Raw genomic sequence first — 18,882 nt, 5'->3', positions numbered from 1 at the left:
ATGGCAGGACTTGGTGAACTCGAGAAAGCGGTCATGGACCAACTGTGGTCGGCCGACGAACCGCAAACGGTCCGGCAGGTACACGAAGCGCTGTCGGCGCGCCGCGAGCTCGCGTACACCACGGTGATGACGGTTCTGCAGCGTCTGGCGAAGAAGAACCTGGTCGTTCAGCGGCGCGATGACCGCGCCCATCGGTACGCTCCCGTGCATACCCGCGACGAGCTGGTGGCCAGCCTCATGGTCGATGCGTTGCAGCAGGCCGAGGAAGCGGGCAGCAAGGCCGCCGCCCTGGTGCACTTCGTGGAACAGGTCGGTAAGGACGAGGCTGCGGCGCTGCGCGAGGCACTCGCTAAGCTCGAAGCAGATGAGGACACCGCACCGTCGCCGTGACCGCAGTGTCTTCGACCCCTGGCCCCACAACGCAGTGAGCTGAGTCGATGAACGCAACCGCGCCGGTCTTCGCCGGTCTCGCATTGCTTCTCGCGGGGCCTGCCCCAGCCCTGCTCGCCCGGTCGAAGTGGACATACCGCACACCCCGGGCCGCGCTGGTGCTGTGGCAGGCGATCGCGCTGGCCGCCGTGCTGAGCGCGTTCGGTTCCGGACTGGCGATCGCCAGTGAGCTGCTGGTGCCCGGTGCGGACGGGCGGCCGACCACCTCACCCACCGACGAGATCGACGCGCTCGGGCTGCCGCTGTGGCTGGCCTATGTGTTCGTCTTCGCGCTGACGCTGATGGTCGGCGCACGCCTGATCTGGGCCGCGATCCGGGTCGGCGTGCACACCCGGCGCCGGCGGGCTCGCCATCGGATGCTGGTCGACCTGCTGGACCAGAGCGGCCCCGAACGCCGCGCCGCCGATATCCGGGTGCTCGCCGCCTCCGAACCCATCGCCTACTGCCTGCCCGGCCTGCGCCAGCGGGTGGTGGTGAGCGCGGGCACGCTGGACAATCTCGACGAGCGCGAACTCACCGCGATCCTCAGCCACGAACGTTCGCATCTGCGGGCTCGCCACGACTTGGTGCTCGAGGCGTTCACCGCGGCCCATGAGGCCTTCCCCCGTTTCGTGCGCAGCAAGTCGGCGCTCGATTCGGTGAAGCTGCTGATCGAGTTGCTCGCCGACGATTCCGCGGTCAAGGTCACCGGACCCAAGCCGCTGGCGCGGGCGCTGGTGGCCTGTTCGAAGTCGACGGCGCCGCAGGGCGCGCTGGCCGTCGGCGGTCCGAGCACGCTGATCCGGATTCAGCGGTTGTCCGGGCCGCTGGGCGATGTGAAGATCGCGGCCGCCGCGTATCTGGGTTCGATCGCGATTCTGGTGGTGCCGACGCTGGCCGTCGCGATTCCGTGGCTGGTCGAGCTGACTCGGCTGTTCCGTGCCTGAACCATCCACTGCCCCGGCCACATTCGCCGCGCTCGGGCTGCCGGTCGTGCTGGTGCACGCGCTGGGCCGCGAAGGCATCCGCACGCCGTTCCCGATCCAATCGGCGACCATCCCGGACGTGCTCGCCGGACGCGATGTGCTCGGCCGGGCACCCACCGGGTCCGGGAAGACCCTGGCCTTCGGGCTACCCATGCTGGTACGTCTGGCCGGTGCGCCCTCGGCACCCCGCCGTCCGCGCGGCCTGATCCTCGCACCCACTCGCGAACTGGCGGCGCAGATCGAGGGTGCGCTGGATCCGGCGGCGCTCGCGCTGGGGCTTCGGCTCGGCACCGCCGTGGGCGGGCTGGCCATCAAACGTCAGGCCGAGCGCCTGGCGCGCGGTGTCGACCTGCTCATCGGGACACCCGGCCGGCTCGCCGATCTGATCGCCCAGCAGGCGCTGGCACTGGACGCGGTGCGCATCACCGCCATCGATGAGGCCGACCATCTCGCCGAACTCGGTTTCCTGCCGCAAGTACAGACGCTGGTCGATCAGATCCCGGTCGGCACTCAGCACTTGCTGTTCTCGGCCACCCTGGACGACGCCGTCGATGATCTCGTGCACCGGTACCTGCGGGACCCGGTCACCCATGCCTCCGAGCCGATACCCGAGACCGCGGCCGCGGCTCCCGCCGCCACGCATCACCTGCTGTTTCTGCGCAAGGCCGATAAGCGCGATGTGGTGGCCGAAGTCGCCGCCCGCGCCGGCCGCACCCTGCTGTTCGTGCGCACCCAGCACGGCGCCGACAAACTGACCGCGCGGCTGCGCGAGATCGGGGTCGACGCCCAGGCGCTGCACGGCGGCAAATCGCAGAACAACCGCAACCGGGTGCTGGCCGCGTTCGCCGACGGCTCGGTGCCGGTCCTGGTCGCCACCGATGTCGCCGCCCGCGGGATCCACGTCGACGACATCTCGCTGGTGGTGCACGTGGACCCGCCCGCCGATCCGAAGGACTACGTGCACCGCGCCGGCCGCACCGCCCGCGCGGGCGCCACCGGCACGGTCGTCACCCTGGTCACCGAGGACCAGCGCGACGAGGTCGCCGCCCTCGCCCGCCGGGCGGGCATCCAGGCCGCCGAGGCCACCGTCACGCCCGGCGATCGGTTTCTTCGCCGACTGACCGGCGCCCGCACGCCGCCGGGCGTCCCGATACCGCAGCCTGCGGCCGAACCAGCCGCGCCGACGGCTTCGGCCAAGCCGCGACGCGCCGGACGTCCCCACCACACGCCCGGGAAAACACGCCGCCACACCGGAAATTCGACACGCTCGCGACCGGGCCGCAACCGGCGCGCAAACTGATCGGCGCTGTTCCGGGCCGACGATCCGGTCAACGCATCGCCCATCCCCGAACTCGGCATCGCGCGCCATTGATGCGCGCCGCCGTCGAGGGCAACCAGGACGTGCCGCACGAGCAATCCGGCACGGCGTGTACATCGGCAACCGGTGCCCCCACTTATGCCGACTCGGCACAGCCGCCCGGTACCCGTGGTGTCCGAGGCCGGTAAGGCGGCCACGCGGGTTGCAGGGATGCCGATCAGGCCTCCACATCCGCCCGACACCCGGTTGCCCGGCCGATGATCTGGTCGAGCGCTGGATGCGGAGCGCCGACCACGGACCTGCCGAGAGGATCCGGCCACAGTGCCGGAACGCGTGGCTCAGTCCGGCCGCCGGTGCACCGCTTTCCGCGCCGGATACCAGCTCTCCCCCGCCGGCTCGCCCGCCATATTCCAACTCCACGACACGGTGGGCGTGATCGGGACGAAAACACCGGGTCCGACCATGCCCACTCGTTCGACGGGGTCGCCCGCCTCGCCGTATACCCGGACCGCGCGGGCGATGAACGGGTCCATCGACACCAGATCGTCGACCACCAGCGCCACCTTCCGCCGCCCCGCCCGGACATTGCGGAACTTGCGCGTGTCCAGCACGGACGCGCCGACGCCGCCGATCCAGAAGTGGGTGCCGTCGAATTCGTACGCCAGCGGCACCACATCGGGCTGATCGCCCGCGCCGAGGGTGGCCACCCTGGCTACCGGTTGCGACCGAAGATAGGCCAGCTCGTCCTCGGTGAACGACATGCGGCGACTTCCTTCCTCGTGGCGAAAAGCACAGCCGGCGGTGAGCCTGGATCGACGATCGTTCATGCGACCGCGCGGCGCAACCACCTGCGGGCGCGTCGCGAGCCGGGCCGGGCTGCCGCCCCGGCCGGCGCCGAGTACGGCGCACGTTCGGTGCGGCGCGATTACCATCGGTGCAGTGCAGTTTCTCCCTGGACATCAGCCGCCGTACGACCTGACCTACGACGACGTCTTCCTCGTCCCGAACCGGACGGATGTGGCGTCGCGGTTCGACGTCGATCTGTCGACGATCGACGGGTCCGGTACCACCATCCCCATCGTCGTCGCCAATATGACCGCGGTCGCGGGCAAGCGCATGGCCGAGACCGTGGCCCGGCGCGGCGGCATCGTGGTGTTGCCGCAGGATCTGCCCAACAATGCCGCCGCCGACACCATCGCCTTCGTCAAGAGCCGATCGCTGACCGCCGACACCCCGGTCACGCTCAGCCCGGAGCAGTCGGTGTCAGAGGCCGTCGCGTTGATCCACAAGCGCGCGCACGGAGCCGCGGTGGTGGTCGACGAGACCGGCCGCCCGGTCGGTGTGGTCACCGAAGCCGCCTGCGCCGACGTCGACCGTTTCGCCCGGCTGCGCGATGTGGCCGCCACCGATTTCGTCACCGCCCCCGTCACCGCCGCCCCGCGTGAGATCTTCGACCTGCTCGAGGCCGCGCATTCGAGTCTGGCCGTATTGCTCGCCGAGGACGGCACCCTGGCCGGCGTGCTCACCCGCACCGGCGCCATCCGCACCGGCATCTACACCCCCGCCGTGGATGCCGCGAACAAGCTCCGCATCGCCGCCGCCGTCGGCATCAACGGTGACGTGCCCGCCAAGGCCAAGGCCCTGGTGGACGCAGGCGCCGACCTGCTGGTGGTGGACACCGCGCACGGTCATCAGGTCAAGATGCTCGAAACCCTGCGCGCCATCAGCGATCTCGGGCTGGGAGTGCCGCTGGTCGCGGGCAATACCGTCTCGGCGCAGGGCACAAGGGACCTGGCCGAAGCTGGTGCGGACATCATCAAGGTCGGTGTCGGCCCCGGCGCCATGTGCACCACTCGAATGATGACCGGCGTCGGCCGCCCGCAGTTCTCCGCCGTCGCCGAATGTGCGAGCGCCGCCCGGGAACTCGGAGTGCACATCTGGGCCGACGGCGGCGTGCGCCACCCGCGCGACGTCGCGCTCGCGCTGGCCGCGGGCGCATCGAACGTGATGATCGGCTCCTGGTTCGCCGGCACCTACGAATCCCCCGGCGACCTGCGCATCGACCGTGACGGCAACGCCTACAAGGAGAGCTTCGGCATGGCCTCCAAGCGCGCCGTCGCCGCCCGCACCGCCGCCGACAGCGGCTTCGACCGGGCCCGCAAGGCGCTGTTCGAGGAGGGCATCTCCAGTTCGCGGATGCGACTGGACCCCGAACGTCCCGGCGTCGAGGACCTCATCGACCACATCTGCTCGGGTGTGCGCAGCGCGTGCACCTACGCGGGCGCGCGCTCACTGGCCGAATTGCACGACAAGGCCGTGCTCGGTGTGCAGTCCGCCGCCGGATTCGCCGAGGGCCGTCCGCTGCCCAGCGGTTGGTGAATCAACCACGGACCGGCCCACGCGAGACGCGCGTGGGCCGGTAGCATAAGGGTTGCCGGCACCGCCGGCCCCCATTCCCCATGCGAAAGGAACCAGTTGTCACCCGCGTCCGAGGACGCCGCACAGGAGGGCTCCTCTATCGAGCCGGGTGACCAACCCGGCGTCCTCCATCTCGCAGCCGTCCAGCTCACCGCAGTACGCACGACCGTGCCCACCGATCACCGGCCCGGGTGGTGCTGACCGTGTCCGTCGTGCTCACTGTGCTCAGCCTGATCGGTTTCATCGCACTGACCGCGGGGACAGCGCTGTTCGTGGCCGCGGAATTCTCCCTCACCGCCCTCGAACGCAGCACCGTCGAAGCGCACGCGCGCGACGGTGACGTCCGGGCCCGCATGGTCCGCAAGGCCCACCACACGCTGTCGTTTCAGCTGTCCGGCGCCCAGCTCGGCATCACCATCACGACCCTGATCACCGGCTATATCGCCGAACCGGTGCTGGCGCGGCTGCTGACGCCCGCGTTCTCGGCCGTCGGTCTCACCGACAGTGCCGCGCGCGGTGTGTCGCTCGCGCTGGCGCTGATCCTGGCCACCTCGCTGTCGATGATCTACGGCGAGCTGGTGCCCAAGAACATCGCCATCGCCGCCCCGCTGGGCACCGCCCGGATGACCGCGGGTCCGATGGTCGCGTTCTCGGTGGTGTTCAAATGGTTGATCCACTTCCTCAACGGCACCGCCAACTGGGTGGTGCGCCGCCTCGGCGTGGAGCCGGCGGAAGAACTGCGCTCGGCCCGGTCGCCGCAGGAACTGGGTTCGCTGGTGCGTACCTCCGCCCAGCGCGGCGCCCTCGATCAACGCACCGCGCAGGTGATGGACCGCTCGCTGGAATTCGGCGAACGCAGCGCGGAGGAGCTGATGACGCCGCGGGTGAAGATCGAAGCGCTCGACAAGTCCGATACGATTCCCGATCTCATCGCCGCCGCCGGCCGCACCGGCTACTCCCGGTTCCCGGTGATCGACGGCGACCTCGACAACACCCTCGGCGTGGTGCACGTCAAGCAGGCCTTCACCGTTCCCGCCGAATCCCGGCGCGGACTGGCGCTGCATCTGCTGGCCCGGCCGGTTCCGATCGTGCCCGCCAGCCTCGACGGTGACGAAGTACTCGAACGCATCCGCGCCGATGGCATGCAGGTGGCGCTGGTGGTGGACGAATACGGCGGCACCGCGGGACTGGTCACCATGGAGGACGTGATCGAGGAAATCCTCGGCGATGTGCGCGACGAGCACGACGAAGAGGAACGCGACGTGCGCCGCGTCTCCGATGGCTGGGACTGCTCCGGTCTGCTGCGCATCGACGAGGTCTCCCGCGCCACCGGATATGAAGCGCCCGAAGGGGAATACGAAACCCTCGGCGGGCTCGTGCTCATCCGGCTCGGCCGGATTCCGGAAGCCGGCGACACCGTGGTGCTGCCCGATCCGCGCTCGCAGCAGCGTCATCCGGGTGACGGTCAGGGCGGCTGGCTGGCCAGGGTGGAGCGGATGGACGGACGACGGGTGGATCGGGTGCGACTGATCCCGGTCACCGCCGACGTGCTCGACGGGCAGGAGGCCGACCATGGGCGGTGATCTGTTCGGAGTCGCGCTGACCGTCGTGCTCCTTGCCGGTAACGCCTTTTTCGTCGGCGCCGAGTTCGCACTGATCTCGGCGCGCCGCGACCGGCTGGAAGCCCTTGCCGCACAAGGCAAACGCAACGCCACCACCGTCATCCGGGCGGGTGAGAACCTGTCGATGATGCTGGCGGCGGCCCAGTTGGGCATCACGATCTGTTCGATCCTGCTGGGCCGGGTGGGCGAGCCCGCCGTCGCGCACCTGCTGGAAGGTCCGTTCCATCTGGCCGGGCTACCCGATCAGCTACTGCATCCGGTGGCGTTCACCATCGCCCTGGCGATCGTGGTGGTGCTGCACATTCTGTTCGGCGAGATGATCCCGAAGAACATCGCGCTGGCCGGGCCCGAACGCACGGCCCTGCTGCTGGTGCCGATCCACCTGCTGTGGCTGCGGCTGGCCCGTCCGCTGATCGCGGTCTACAACCTGGCGGCGAACCTGTCGCTGCGGATGCTGCGGATCGAGCCGAAGGACGAACTCGACGCGACCGTCTCCAGTGTGGAGCTGGCCGAGATGATCGGCGAGTCCCGCTCGGAGGGCTTACTCGACGAGGAGGAACACCGCAGGCTCACCCAGGCACTCGGTACCTCCGAGCGTGTCGTCGGCGACGTCATGGTGGGGCTGGACACCACCAGGACGGTGCCGTTGCACGGCGACGGCACCACCCTCGGCGATATCGAATCCGCGGTCGCCGAAACCGGGTTCTCCCGGTACCCGGTCTCCGCCGACGACGGCTCACTGGTCGGCTATCTGCACGTCAAGGACGTACTCGACCTGGTCGCCGACGAGACCGCCGGCCCGAACACCCCGATCCCGCGCACCGACATCCGCCCACTGCCGACGGTGCTGGCCGGAACCCCGCTCTACGAGGCGCTGGCCCGGTTACGCCGGACCAGCAGCCACCTCGGCCGCGTGGTCGACAACCGCGGCAACACGGTCGGCATCGTGGCGCTCGAGGATCTGGTGGAGGAGTTCGTCGGCACCGTGCGCGACGGCACCCACCGTGTGATCGAATAGCGGCGCCCTGCTCACCCGACCTTGTGCACCGGCGGTGGCGTCCAGGTGCGGTCGAGTGCGGCGGTGTGCGGTGCGTACAGGCGCAGGGTGATGCCGAGCGGCCCGATGGGAGCGGGAAGCCAGTTCGATTCGCGGTCCGGCCCCGGGTTGGTATGCGAGATGTGGACATCGAGGGAGCCATCGGGGTTGTAGCGCAGCTCGTCGCGATCGCCGATGGCGAAGCGATTCAGCTCGTTCGGTGTTTGGAATCCTTCGGCGTCGTACATCGTGATCGACCAGAAGGCGTCGACGGGCGGCAGCCGATCCGCGTCGAAATGGATGACGTAGTCGGAATCGCCCACGGGCGGCTTCCCCTCGGCATCGGTGAGCAGCAACGGGTAGATGGCATCTTCTGGCGGGTTGGCGCCGAGTCCGGCCTTGGCGATGGCCGCGCGAGTGAGGTAGTCGTTGCCGTACACACCGGTGCCGAGGGTCACCCAGCCGTCGACCGGCGGCACGACCGTTCGGGGCGCGTTGGTGATCGCCATCCGCGCGTCGGCCACACCCGCCTCGATCTCTTCGAGCTCGGCCGCGCCGAACCGCGCGACATCGAACTGGCGGCCGGGGACTATTCCGAGCGGTTCGATCCTGGCCAGTTGCGAGAAGTCGGTGAGGTGCGGCGGATCGACGGCGAGCGCGGCGCAGGCGCGCCGGAAGAAATCCGCCGCCGACAACGATTCGACCACGTGCAGCGGTTCCACACTGCTGTCGACGGTGGGGTCGGGCTCGAACGGAGCACGCTCGCCGATATCGATGATCCGGAGACCGTCCTGGAAGGCGTTGACCGCCGCGTAATCGCCGGGCCCGTTGGTCTGCGGGCGGGCGATGATCCACACATGGGGCGTCGGTGCGTGGATGACCGGGATGTCCGGCGGTAGGTCCCCGCGGTATCCGGGCCCGACCAGCAGATAGTCCTGCGGTCCTGTGCCGGTGGTGCGCTTGCCCGGGCTGGCGAACACATCGGTCCACGCATCGAGCATCGGCAGCATGTAGAAGCGATCACCGCTGTCGGGTGCGTGCACCTGTACCGGGCCTTGGTCGAGGTCGATCCAGGCGCAGGAGTACAGGGTGTCGAAGTTGGGCCGCACGACCGTCCGGAACGCCGCGTCCGGGAATTCCCGGATGTGGTGGAACTGGTTGGGCGGGCCGAAGCTGGGCTTGGACCCGGCCGCCCCGTTGATCTGCTGTCGGCGGGTTTCGTCGGTGGTTACCAGCGGATACAGATAGATGTAGGCTTCGCGACTCAGTGTGCGCAGATCGGCGGCCAAGATGCTCATGATCCCTCCATCGCAATCGACGTCGACACGGGTGTGCGTCGATCGTGTCGATGGTGTGCCGGCGTCGATCGCGTGTGCCGGCATCGCGGCCGGTCCACGCTGACCGGACGCTGACCGGTTCCGCCGCTCGATACCGGTGTGGATATCGACCGTCGACCGGAACCGGTGTGGTTCGACGCCGTAACCGACGGTATTCGCCGGCCCGGCCGCCCCTCCTCACCCGATCGGGGTGAAGTTGATGCGGGACCGCCGACCCGCACGGTCCCGCATCGATCAGCACCCGCTCGGCAAGGGGTCGCCGCGGAAGCGGGCCTCGACGAAGTTCCAGGCATCGGCGAATCCGGCGACGGCGGCGGTCATGTGCTCGGCGATGTCGTAGGTGACCAGCTCGACCGGCGCCCCCGCACGGCAGTACCGGTCCGCGACGGTGGAGATGGCGTTATACGGGGTCAGCGTGTCGTAGCGGCCGTGCCACAGATAGGTCGGTGCGCTTGGTACGCCGTCGAAATGGGTGAGGCTGTTCTCGTGGAGCACCGCGCGCGCCTCGGGGCTGTCCATCAGGCTCTTGGACGCCGCCATCTCCTCGGCGCTGCGGAAGACCCCGTGGAAGAGCAGGAAGCGACGGCACGCGTTATGGGTGAACTCGCGGAACCAGCGTCCGTGGTCGTTGAGCTGCTCGGAAATCGGCAGGCGCTCAGGGTATTCCCGTTCCAGCCCCATGGCCGCGGCGAAGGCGAGGCCGAACCCTGGATGCGGGCCGAAGCCGAGACCGAGGGCCATCTGTTCCAGATCGGCCGGGATTCCGCCGGCCACCGCCGCGCTGAGCTCCAGTTCGGGTGCGTAGCTCGGTTGCAGGGCGGCGGCCCAGGCCGTCGCCATGCCGCCGCCGGAGTAGCCGGCGATCGCGACCGGCGCATCGTGCAGGCCGAGCTCGGCGACCCGCTGAACGGCGCGGACGCTGTCGAGGGTGACCATGCCGCTCAACCGCGCCGCACCGTAGGCCACGTTGGGCCCGAGGTAGTCCGGCAGTGAGATGGCCCAACCCCGCCAGATCGGCAACATGGACCCGACCGCGTCCTGCAACTCGCCGTTGAACAGCGACCGGGACGGATTACACCGCGTACCGAGCGAATTGATCAACGCCTGATACGACACCAGCGGCGGGTTCGGCACTCCGATCGGCATCAGCACCGTGGTCATCCCCATGATCGGGTCGCCGGTGGAATCGGTGGACCGGAACGCCACCTGCCATCCTTCGGTCCCCAGATAGGGTCCGGTGTCGATCTTGCGGATGCGCACCACGTCCCCCGGATGGCGTGCGGCGAGATCGGCGGGCGGGGCGTAGAACGGATCCGGGTCGGGATCGGGGTACCTCGGTTCGGAACCGGCCGGGGCGCAGAGCAAGCCGAGGCAGACAATGCTCAGCACCAGGGTCAGTAGTCGGAAGACAGATCTGGACAAGACTTTCCTTCGGGCAGCACCGCATGGCCGGTGGTGCGCCGCAACATCTTTCGTGTCGCATCGCACCCGGCCGAGTGGATGGGGGGAGGCCGCGACCGCAAGCGGTCCTGTAGGCCGCACAGAACATAACGGCCGAAACCGTCTCCGCTCACAACGGAAAGCGTTTCCTGTCGCCGATCACAACCCGGCGTCGCGATGACGCGGGAGGGCAACAAGGTGGGCGGCGGCCGCTGTGATGGCCGCCACCGTCATCGGCCGGTTACCTTGCCGCCGCCTGGTTGCTGCGCGTGTGCGGCAGACTCACGGGCCGCCGGATCCGCCTGCGTGCTCGTGCCGGAGGTGCGCGCGAGGCGCAGCGGAACAGTCAGTGCACGAACTAATTCGAGGACTGTCCCGCACCGATTTCATCGACCAACCGGCGGGCCAGTTCTTCCGACGATTGCGGATTCTGCCCGGTATACAGATTCCGGTCGACAACCACATACGGCCGCAACGGAATCCGGCCCTTGGAGTATTCGACACCGGCTTCCTTCAGCTTGTCCTCGAGCAGCCACGGCGCTTTCTTGGCGAACCGGTTGAGCAATTCCTCACGATTGGATAATCCGGTCATCCGATAACCCGCGAAGGGTGAGTGCTCGTCGGGCCCGGCGGCGGCGAGGACAGCCGCGGGCGCGTGGCACAGCAGGGCGAGCTTCTTGCCGGATGCCAGCCGGTGCGCGAGCAGCGCGCCCGAGGTCTCGTCGTAGGCCAGGTCCTCCATCGGGCCGTGGCCTCCCGGGTAGAACACCAGGTCGTAGTCGTCGGCGTCGACGGAATCGAGCGGGACCGGCGTGTCGAGCACGCTCTCGATGCTGTCCAGATACCGTTCGACCTCGCGCCGTTTCCACGGCATCCCGCCCGCGATGCCGAGGCTGAGCCGATCCAGCGTCGGCGCCTTGCCGCCCGGGGTGGCGACGGTGATGTCCCATCCGGCTTCGGCGAAGATCCGATGCGGAACCGCCACTTCCTCGGCCCAGAAGCCCGAGGGATGCACTTCGCCGTCGTTCAACGTCCAGCGGTCGGCGGCCGAAATTACGAACAGCACCTTCGTCATTTCTGCACCCCTGCTCGTCAGTGGTATGGATATCGGATTCGGCCTGCGCAACCTTCGCTGCGTCCACGATAAGACCGGGCCGGGAGCCGGGGAGTGAAAACGATCCCGACCGTCAATGTTTCTAGTGCTTACATTAGCGGCCGGGCTGCTCGTCGTCAAGAAAAGTGATCGGTGCCGCGCCACTCGTGCGGGCCGCGGTCCGTTACCTTCCCGCGCCGAACCCGGCCAACCGCGCCAGCGGTCCCGGCAGGGCGCGCAGCCGGGCGAACAGGCCGCCCATGATCAGCTCGGTGCATCGCCACTCGAGCACGAGGACCGCCGCTCGCAACTGCCCGAAGGCGGGATTGGTGGTCTGGCCGTGGAAATAGCGGTAGTACACCTGCTGGGCGATGACCGCGAGCCGGAACAGGCCGAACACCTCATAGAACCGCCACTGTTCGGGCGTGATCGTCTGACCGGTCTGCGCGGCGTAGTACTCGACGATCTCCGCGCGGGTCATCATGCCCGCGACATCGCTCGGCTGGCGGCGAAACCTGCGGAAGATCCGATTGTCGCCCGCCTCCAGCCAGTAGGCCAGCGCGGAGCCTAGATCCATCAGCGGATCGCCGACGGTGGTCATCTCCCAGTCGAGCACCCCCACCACCCGCAGCGGGTTCTCGGGGTCGAGTACCAGATTGTCGAGGCGGTAGTCGTTGTGGATGAAGCACAGGCCGCGGTCGGCGGGCTGATTGCCTGCCAGCCAGGACATGACCTTCTCGAACGAACCGACATTCGTGGTGCGCGCCGCGCGATAACGCTTGGACCAGCCCCCGACTTGGCGTTCGACGTAGCCGGGCCCGCGGCTGTATTCGTCCAGGCCGGTGGCCACGATATCGACCTGGTGCAGGTCGATGAGCCGGTCGACGAAGACGCGGCTGAGCTCGTGCGCCTGCGCGGGCGTGAGCGCGAGGTCCTCGGGCAGATCGCGGCGCAGGATGCGGCCGGTCAGCCGCTGCATGACGTAAGAGTCGGAACCGATCACCGCGGGATCGTCGCAGTAGGCGACCATGCCCGGGACATAGTCGTAGGCGGGCGCGAGCAGCTGCTGCACGTGGTATTCGCGGTGCATATCGTGGGCGCTCTTGGCTTTGCTCCCCGCGGGTGGACGCCGCAGGATCAGCTCACGCCCGGGGTAGCGCAGCAGATAGGTGAGGTTGGAGACGCCGCCGGTGAACTGCCGCACCTCGGGCACACCATCCAGGCCGGCCGGATCCGCGGCGTGCTCGCGCAGCCAGTGCGCGACGGCCTCGACGTCGAAGGAGTCCTCCTCGCGCACCGTGCGAGCGGGGTCGAGTTCGCCGGCGCGCGTCACGCGTCCGCCTTTCGCTGGTATTTACCGAGCTCGAGGCGGGCGACCACGCCGCGGTGCACCTCGTCGGGGCCGTCGGCGAACCTGATCGCCCGCGCCTGCAACCACGCCGCCGCCAATGGCAGATCCTCGGAGAGTGCGGCGCCGCCGTGCAGCTGCATGGCCATATCGATGACCTGCTGCGCCATGGTGGGCACGGCCACCTTGATCTCGCTGACGGCGCCGTAGGCGGCGAGATCGCCGGTGTCCAGCAGCCAGGCCGCGTGCAGCACCAGCAGGCGGGCCTGGTTGATGGCGATCCGCGCGTCGGCGATGCGTTCCCGGTTACCGCCGAGGTTGGCCAGCGGTTTACCGAACGCGGTGCGTGACAGGGCGCGCCGGCAGGCCAGCTCGAGCGCCTGCTCGGCGAGACCGATCAGCCGCATGCAGTGGTGGATCCGCCCGGGACCGAGCCTGCCCTGCGCGATCTCGAACGCCCGGCCGGGGCCCGCGATGACGTTCGACAGCGGCACCCGGACATCGGTGAGCCGGATCTCGCCGTGGCCGTGCGGTTCGTCGTACCAGCCCATGGTGGGAAGCATGCGGACGACCTCGACGCCCGGTGCGCTGCGCGGCACGATCACCATCGAATGGCGCCGGTGCCGGTGCGCGTCCGGATCGGTGAGGCCCATGAAGATCAGCAGTTCGCAGTCGGCGTGGCCGATTCCGGTGGACCACCATTTGGTGCCGTTGAGCACCATCTCGTCGCCGTCGACGATGGCGGTCGCCGCCATGTTCGTGGCGTCCGAGGACGCCACGCCCGGCTCGGTCATCAGGAAGGCGCTGCGGATCTTCGCTTCCAGCAACGGTTCCAGCCACTGCCGCTGTTGTTCGGGGCTGCCGTAGCGCAACAGCACCTCGGCGTTACCGGTGTCGGGTGCGTTGCAGTTGAACACATACGGTGCGATCAGCGACCGGCCGGTGAGTTCGGCGATGGGCGCGTAGTCGATGTTGGTCAGGCCCGCGCCACCGTCGGTGCCGAAGCGCTGCGCGTAGCCGTCGCCGTGCCCGGCGGGCAGGAAAAGATTCCACAATCCGGCCGCGCGCGCCTTCGCTTGCAGCTGCTTCATTCGTGGCAGCGGTTCCCACGCGGTGCCGGCGGCGCGGGCCTCGGCCAGCTCGGCGTGATAGGCCGCTTCGACCGGGGTGATCTCGGTGTCGATGAATTCCTTGACCCGCGCGGCCAATTCGGCCCCGCGCGGTGACGGTGAGAGCAGCATCGTGGTTCCTCAGGGTTCGGTTGATGTTGGGCGGGCGGGACGGTCAGCTCAGTCTGCGTACCAGCGACAGCGGGAGAACGCGCATCGCCACGCTGATCGGCGCCCAGGGCCAGGCCGGCACGACCGCGGTGTCGGGTTCCTTCTCGATCGCCTTCGCCAACGCCCGGCAGCCGGTTTCGGCATCGACCATGAACGGCGCGTTCGCCACCTGTTCGTTGAGTTCGGTGCGGATGTAGCCGGGGTAGATCGTGCTCACCGTGATGGGGCTGCGCCCCGACAGTTCGGCGCGCAGGCCCTCGGCCAACATCGCCAGGCCCGCCTTACTGGCCGCGTAGGTCGTCATCGCGCGGCGCATTCCGCGAAACGCGCTGACCGAGGACATCACCACCAGATGCCCGTCCTGCTGGGCGCGGAAGATCGACATCGCCGCCTCGATCTGCGCTAATCCGGCGACGAGATTCGTCTCCAGGGTGGCGAGGTTGTCCTCGAATCCACCCGTCCCCAGCGCTTTGCCCTTGCCGATGCCGGCGTTGACGATCACTCGGTCCACTCCACCCAGATCGGCGGCGAAGGCGTCGAACACTTCGTTCACCGCGGCATGGTCGTTCACATCCAGGGCCCGCACGAACACCCGGCATCCGGGGTGTGCCGAGGTCAGCTCCGTGGCCAGGGCCTCGAGGCGATCGGTGCGGCGAGCACACAACGCCAGGGTCGCGCCGCGGGCGGCGAATTCGCGCGCGAGGCCCATCCCCAATCCGGAACTGGCGCCGGTGATCAAGATCTTCGACCGCTTCATCAACGAACTCCTCGCACGTCCTTGTTGAGCATTGCTCAAAACCTACATTACTGAGCAACGCTCAACAAGGGCTATGGTGAGCTCATGACGGAGGCAACCGCACGAACAGCCGACGCGGCGGCCGGCAGCCGCAGGAAGAGCGCTAAGGACCGGCGCGCCGAGCTGGTAGGGATCGGGCTGCGCCTGCTCGTCGACACCCCGATTCATGAGCTGTCCATCGATCGGGTCGCCGAACAGGCTGGGATTTCGCGCGGACTGCTGTTCCACTATTTCGACACCAAGACCGACTATTACGTCGCGGTCGTCGTCGCCGCGGCGCGCCGGATGCTCGATCAGGCGCGCGACCCAGGCGAAGGCAGCAGCCGGGATCGACTGCGGGCCATTACCACCGGTTATGTGGCGTTCATCCGGCGCCGGACCCGCAACTATGTCTCGCTGGTGCGCGGCGGTGCCGGCGGTGACGAACGGGTGGTCGGCGCCTTCCGTGACGTGCGCTCCGAACTCACCGAACGCGTCATGAACGCCGCGGGCATCGCCGACCCCACCAGTTGGCAGACCCTGGCGGTGCGCGGCTGGCTGGCGATGGGCGAGGAGATCGCCATCGAGAGCACCCGGTGCGAGGTCACCACCGAGCAGGTCGTCGAGGCATTACTCGATCAGCTCGCCGCCACGCTGCGCCTGGTCGACCAGATGTAGCTGCCACGTCGAACCGCGGCCGCAAGCGGCTCACGACCGCGCCGTCAGCACCTCTTCGTGGCGAACGCCCGCGAGCACCGGCGCCCGCAGCTGGTCGGCCACGCGCCCGGGCGAGGCCGCCTGGAGTTTCCCGTCGAAGTAACGGAATGCCACGCCGAAACCCTTGTCGGACAACATCCTTGCTGTGGCTGCCGCACTGGAGATTCTTCATTGGCGCGGCGAGCCCGCCTCGCGCCACCGCAGCTCCGCGGGCCGGTGAGACGGATGTGATCATCGACTCCACCGTGTTGACGCCACCGCCACCACGGGTAATGTAAGCGTTGTTTACATACCCCGATCGGAAGGATCGATATGTTCGAGGTGACGCTGGACGGCTACGGAGGACCTGAGGTCATGAACTGGCGGGAGGTCGAGGATCTGCCCGCACCCGGCCCCGGCGAAGTGGCGATCGATGTGGTCGCCGCCGGGGTGAACCGCGCCGACATCATGCAGCGGTGGGGCGTCTATCCGCCGCCGCCCGGTGCCAGCGACATCCTCGGACTCGAGGTATCCGGCATCGTGGCCGCGGTCGATGATGGCGTCACCGAATGGGGCCCGGGTGATGCCGTGTGCGCGCTGCTACCCGGTGGGGGTTATGCCGAACGGGTGAATGTGCCGGCCACGCAGGTGCTGCCGGTGCCCGACGGTGTGAGCCTGACGGCTGCCGCGGCCCTGCCCGAAGCGGCTGCCACGGTATGGTCGAATGTGGTCATGGCCGGGCGCCTGCATCAGGGGCAGACGCTGCTGATCCACGGCGGCGGCAGCGGGATCGGCACGCATGCGATCCAGGTCGGTAAGGCGCTGGGCGCGCGGGTCGCGGTGACCGCTGGATCACAGTTCAAGCTCGACCGCTGCCGCGACCTCGGCGCGGACACGCTGATCAATTACCGCGAACAGGATTTCGTCTCCGCCGTCACGGAGGAATACGGCGGCGCCGACGTGATTCTCGACATCATGGGCGCCGGCTACCTGGCGCGCAATGTGGATGCGCTGGCCGAGGACGGCGACCTGACCATCATCGGGTTGCAGGACGGTGCGGTCGCCGAGGTCAACCTCGGAACCCTGCTCAGCAAACGCGGGTCGATCCACGTGACAAACCTGCGCCGACGCCCAGAACGCGGCCCCGGATCCAAGGCCGAGATCATCGCCGCGCTGCGCCGGGACCTGTGGCCGCGTATCGCCGAAGGTGCTGTCCGGCCGGTTGTTTCGGCGGAGATCCCGATTTCCGAGGTGGCCGACGCGCATCCTTTGCTGGATTCGGCGCAGTCGGTCGGCAAGGTGCTGCTGACGGTGCGCGAACCCTGATCAGGAATGTGACCGGACGGCCGACCGCGCCGTTCGCCGGGACCGGGGCCGCACCGCCGGCCCGAGCACCGAGCGCACCGCCGCGCTGACAGTGGCGGCGGGCTCCCCCGGCGCGTCGGCGTCGAACTTGCCGTGCAGGAACAGAAACGCCAACCCGTGCACGATCGACCACATGGCAGTGGCCAGTGCCTCCACGTCCGCGTCCGGAAACGCCTCACGCACGATCGACCGCACGTATTCGTGGATGGCTTCGGTGGCCGCCACGCGCTCGGGACTTGTGGGATCGCACGGCTCGGAAAACATGGCCCGGAACAGGCCAGGGCGGGCCAACGCGAACTGAACATAGGCAATCGCGATGTCGGAGAAATCCTCCGCCGTCTTCGGCGCCGGGTTCGCGGCCGCCAGTGCGGCAGCCAGCTCCCGATACCCCACCGTGGCCACCGCAGACACCAGCGCCTCCCGATCGGCGAAATGCCGATACGGCGCCGCCGTGGACACCCCGGCCCGCCGCGCCGCCGCCCGCAGCGACAGCTCGCCGTTCTCCTCCAGCAGCTCGATCGCAGCCCGAACCAGCGCGGCAGGAAGGTCGCCGTGATGGTACGGCGTATTCGACGTTGCCATGGCACCACCTAGCACTAGTTAACGGCGCTAATATTATCGCTGTCCCGATGATAGCGGTGTATGGAGGTGCCCGAATCCGGTCGAGGCGCGGGTCGAGGGCGCGTCATCCGTCACGGGCGGGTGCGGGAAAATGAACGGGTGAGTACGCCCAACGATCTCGACCACTCCCCCGACCTGCGGGTATTGCCGCAGGTCGAGTGGCGGGAGCGGGCGCGGGCGCATCGGGAACGCATCGACGAGCTGGTCGGGCCGTACCTGCGGCGCAGGGCGGCAGGCGCGGCGCATCCGGTCATCGATTTCCTGTTCACGTATTACGGGCATAAGCCGGCGCAATTGCGGAGGTGGCATCCCGGCTTCGGGGTGGGCCTAGCGGAGGCTGCCGGATACGCGGGAGCGCGCGGGTATCACCAGGTGGATATGGGTTCGGGAATGGTCGCGACGCCCGATCCGGCATTTCTGGCGAAGCGGCGTGACACCGTCGAGTTCGTGGCGCGGCTGCTGCGGGCGACGGCAGGGCGGCCGGCGCAGCTGTCGTGTTTCGGGCTGCACGAATGGGCGATGGTGTATCGCTCCGATGAGGTGCGGCACGGGGCGGTGCCGTTGCGTCTGGGCCGGGCGGAGACCGATGCTGTGGTCGAGTCGATGTCGTTGCGCTGCACGCATTTCGACGCCTACCGGTTCTTCACCGCGGACGCTGTCGGCCGCAACAACCAAGTGCTCACCCGCGATGATCAACCGCTGCGGGAACAGCCGGGCTGCCTGCACGCGAACATGGACCTGTACAAGTGGGGTTTCAAACTCGTCCCGCTCATCGACTCGGACCTGCTGGCGGATTGCTTCGAACTCGCTTGCACTGCAAGAGAACTCGATATGCGAGCCAGTCCTTACGATCTCACCGAATACGGCTACGAGCCCGTCACCATCGAAACCGCAGCCGGGCGAAGCGAATACGCGCGCGCTCAGTCCGCGCTCGCGGAGCGGGCCGCCCCGTTGCGGGCCCGGTTGTTGCGGGCGTGCGAGCGATTGCTCGAGGCAGCGGCGGCGCCCACCCACTGAGTAGCCGGCTCGACCGAGGCGCTCGTTGTGCGAGTTTCACAGACAGTGGAACCACCACATCCGAGCACCGACGTCGATCAACAGGCCCTGGCTCGGTCCCG

18 protein-coding genes are annotated in these 18,882 nt (G+C 68.5%); 9 read left to right on the top strand and 9 right to left on the bottom strand.

Annotation, left to right across the window (positions count from 1 at the left end; all coding sequences use genetic code 11):
• From AC5W7N_RS25485 to AC5W7N_RS25475, 3 genes are read left to right on the top strand one after another with little or no spacing between them, the layout of a single operon-like run.
• Positions 1 to 390 (top strand): BlaI/MecI/CopY family transcriptional regulator, encoded by a 390-nt coding sequence (locus AC5W7N_RS25485; protein ID WP_036536516.1) that lies wholly within the window; start codon positions 1 to 3, stop codon positions 388 to 390.
• Positions 391 to 437: 47 nt separating this feature from the next.
• A complete protein-coding gene (locus tag AC5W7N_RS25480) occupies positions 438 to 1,376 on the top strand; it encodes a M56 family metallopeptidase (RefSeq protein ID WP_163814709.1) in 939 nt (312 codons plus the stop codon).
• Positions 1,369 to 2,715, top strand: coding sequence for a DEAD/DEAH box helicase (locus AC5W7N_RS25475; protein ID WP_495922333.1), 1,347 nt, complete (start codon positions 1,369 to 1,371; stop codon positions 2,713 to 2,715). Before AC5W7N_RS25480 ends, AC5W7N_RS25475 begins: the two co-directional genes overlap by 8 nt.
• A gap of 356 nt (positions 2,716 to 3,071) precedes the next feature.
• On the opposite strand, the gene AC5W7N_RS25470 is transcribed toward AC5W7N_RS25475, so the two are convergent.
• Positions 3,072 to 3,494: a PPOX class F420-dependent oxidoreductase gene (locus tag AC5W7N_RS25470; protein ID WP_163814707.1), complete on the bottom strand. Its 423-nt coding sequence runs from the start codon at positions 3,492 to 3,494 to the stop codon at positions 3,072 to 3,074.
• A gap of 178 nt (positions 3,495 to 3,672) precedes the next feature.
• Here AC5W7N_RS25470 and AC5W7N_RS25465 point away from each other — a divergent pair, with 178 nt between their 5' ends.
• The 3 genes from AC5W7N_RS25465 to AC5W7N_RS25455 all read left to right on the top strand — a co-directional run bounded on the left by AC5W7N_RS25465 (position 3,673) and on the right by AC5W7N_RS25455 (position 7,791).
• Positions 3,673 to 5,112 carry a GuaB1 family IMP dehydrogenase-related protein gene (locus tag AC5W7N_RS25465; RefSeq protein WP_163814706.1) on the top strand — a complete coding sequence of 480 codons (1,440 nt, stop codon included), beginning with the start codon at positions 3,673 to 3,675 and terminating at the stop codon, positions 5,110 to 5,112.
• Positions 5,113 to 5,354: 242 nt separating this feature from the next.
• Positions 5,355 to 6,734: a hemolysin family protein gene (locus AC5W7N_RS25460; protein ID WP_163814705.1), complete on the top strand. Its 1,380-nt coding sequence runs from the start codon at positions 5,355 to 5,357 to the stop codon at positions 6,732 to 6,734.
• Positions 6,724 to 7,791: a hemolysin family protein gene (locus AC5W7N_RS25455; protein WP_163814704.1), complete on the top strand. Its 1,068-nt coding sequence runs from the start codon at positions 6,724 to 6,726 to the stop codon at positions 7,789 to 7,791. The genes AC5W7N_RS25460 and AC5W7N_RS25455 overlap by 11 nt, the downstream gene beginning before the upstream one ends.
• An 11-nt stretch (positions 7,792 to 7,802) precedes the next feature.
• Here AC5W7N_RS25455 and AC5W7N_RS25450 read toward each other — a convergent pair whose 3' ends face one another.
• The 6 genes from AC5W7N_RS25450 to AC5W7N_RS25425 all read right to left on the bottom strand — a co-directional run bounded on the left by AC5W7N_RS25450 (position 7,803) and on the right by AC5W7N_RS25425 (position 15,064).
• Positions 7,803 to 9,107, bottom strand: coding sequence for a DUF1254 domain-containing protein (locus AC5W7N_RS25450; RefSeq protein WP_495922331.1), 1,305 nt, complete (start codon positions 9,105 to 9,107; stop codon positions 7,803 to 7,805).
• 273 nt (positions 9,108 to 9,380) lie between these two features.
• Positions 9,381 to 10,568 carry a lipase family protein gene (locus tag AC5W7N_RS25445; protein WP_228815065.1) on the bottom strand — a complete coding sequence of 396 codons (1,188 nt, stop codon included), beginning with the start codon at positions 10,566 to 10,568 and terminating at the stop codon, positions 9,381 to 9,383.
• A gap of 376 nt (positions 10,569 to 10,944) precedes the next feature.
• A complete protein-coding gene (locus AC5W7N_RS25440) occupies positions 10,945 to 11,661 on the bottom strand; it encodes a type 1 glutamine amidotransferase domain-containing protein (RefSeq protein ID WP_495922330.1) in 717 nt (238 codons plus the stop codon).
• 202 nt (positions 11,662 to 11,863) lie between these two features.
• Entirely contained in the window at positions 11,864 to 13,012 is a 1,149-nt protein-coding gene (locus AC5W7N_RS25435) for a phosphotransferase family protein (RefSeq protein ID WP_495922328.1), read from the bottom strand.
• Positions 13,009 to 14,268 (bottom strand): acyl-CoA dehydrogenase family protein, encoded by a 1,260-nt coding sequence (locus AC5W7N_RS25430; RefSeq protein WP_195019264.1) that lies wholly within the window; start codon positions 14,266 to 14,268, stop codon positions 13,009 to 13,011. The genes AC5W7N_RS25435 and AC5W7N_RS25430 overlap by 4 nt, the downstream gene beginning before the upstream one ends.
• Before the next feature lie 43 nt (positions 14,269 to 14,311).
• Positions 14,312 to 15,064, bottom strand: coding sequence for an SDR family oxidoreductase (locus AC5W7N_RS25425; RefSeq protein ID WP_495922326.1), 753 nt, complete (start codon positions 15,062 to 15,064; stop codon positions 14,312 to 14,314).
• 84 nt (positions 15,065 to 15,148) lie between these two features.
• Here AC5W7N_RS25425 and AC5W7N_RS25420 point away from each other — a divergent pair, with 84 nt between their 5' ends.
• Entirely contained in the window at positions 15,149 to 15,760 is a 612-nt protein-coding gene (locus AC5W7N_RS25420) for a TetR/AcrR family transcriptional regulator (RefSeq protein WP_495922324.1), read from the top strand.
• Positions 15,761 to 15,790: 30 nt separating this feature from the next.
• Here the strand turns inward: AC5W7N_RS25420 and AC5W7N_RS25415 are convergent, their stop codons facing one another.
• A complete protein-coding gene (locus AC5W7N_RS25415; RefSeq protein WP_495922322.1) occupies positions 15,791 to 15,913 on the bottom strand; it encodes a hypothetical protein in 123 nt (40 codons plus the stop codon).
• Between the two features lie 198 nt (positions 15,914 to 16,111).
• On the opposite strand from AC5W7N_RS25415, the gene AC5W7N_RS25410 reads away from it, so the two are divergent.
• Entirely contained in the window at positions 16,112 to 17,104 is a 993-nt protein-coding gene (locus AC5W7N_RS25410; RefSeq protein WP_495922320.1) for an NAD(P)H-quinone oxidoreductase, read from the top strand.
• Here AC5W7N_RS25410 and AC5W7N_RS25405 read toward each other — a convergent pair whose 3' ends face one another.
• On the bottom strand, positions 17,105 to 17,725 hold the full coding sequence (locus AC5W7N_RS25405) for a TetR/AcrR family transcriptional regulator (protein ID WP_195019260.1): 621 nt from the start codon (positions 17,723 to 17,725) through the stop codon (positions 17,105 to 17,107).
• Between the two features lie 174 nt (positions 17,726 to 17,899).
• Between AC5W7N_RS25405 and AC5W7N_RS25400 the strand changes: the two genes are divergently transcribed.
• Positions 17,900 to 18,781 carry a 3-methyladenine DNA glycosylase gene (locus AC5W7N_RS25400; protein WP_195020738.1) on the top strand — a complete coding sequence of 294 codons (882 nt, stop codon included), beginning with the start codon at positions 17,900 to 17,902 and terminating at the stop codon, positions 18,779 to 18,781.
• The last annotated feature ends 101 nt before the right edge of the window (positions 18,782 to 18,882 follow it).

The organism is Nocardia sp. CDC519 (genome assembly GCF_059509835.1).
Note: the sequence above shows the minus strand (reverse complement) of the source record. Positions and strands in the feature narration are given on the sequence as shown.

Excerpts from the sequence above, each read along its gene's own strand:
- AC5W7N_RS25485 (WP_036536516.1), top strand. The coding sequence starts at position 1 with ATGGCAGGACTTGGTGAACTCGAGAAAGCGGTCATGGACCAACTGTGG.
- AC5W7N_RS25480 (WP_163814709.1), top strand. The coding sequence starts at position 438 with ATGAACGCAACCGCGCCGGTCTTCGCCGGTCTCGCATTGCTTCTCGCG.
- AC5W7N_RS25470 (WP_163814707.1), bottom strand. The coding sequence starts at position 3,494 with ATGTCGTTCACCGAGGACGAGCTGGCCTATCTTCGGTCGCAACCGGTA.
- AC5W7N_RS25455 (WP_163814704.1), top strand. The coding sequence starts at position 6,724 with ATGGGCGGTGATCTGTTCGGAGTCGCGCTGACCGTCGTGCTCCTTGCC.
- AC5W7N_RS25450 (WP_495922331.1), bottom strand. The coding sequence starts at position 9,107 with ATGAGCATCTTGGCCGCCGATCTGCGCACACTGAGTCGCGAAGCCTAC.
- AC5W7N_RS25440 (WP_495922330.1), bottom strand. The coding sequence starts at position 11,661 with ATGACGAAGGTGCTGTTCGTAATTTCGGCCGCCGACCGCTGGACGTTG.
- AC5W7N_RS25430 (WP_195019264.1), bottom strand. The coding sequence starts at position 14,268 with ATGCTGCTCTCACCGTCACCGCGCGGGGCCGAATTGGCCGCGCGGGTC.
- AC5W7N_RS25425 (WP_495922326.1), bottom strand. The coding sequence starts at position 15,064 with ATGAAGCGGTCGAAGATCTTGATCACCGGCGCCAGTTCCGGATTGGGG.
- AC5W7N_RS25420 (WP_495922324.1), top strand. The coding sequence starts at position 15,149 with ATGACGGAGGCAACCGCACGAACAGCCGACGCGGCGGCCGGCAGCCGC.
- AC5W7N_RS25410 (WP_495922320.1), top strand. The coding sequence starts at position 16,112 with ATGTTCGAGGTGACGCTGGACGGCTACGGAGGACCTGAGGTCATGAAC.
- AC5W7N_RS25405 (WP_195019260.1), bottom strand. The coding sequence starts at position 17,725 with ATGGCAACGTCGAATACGCCGTACCATCACGGCGACCTTCCTGCCGCG.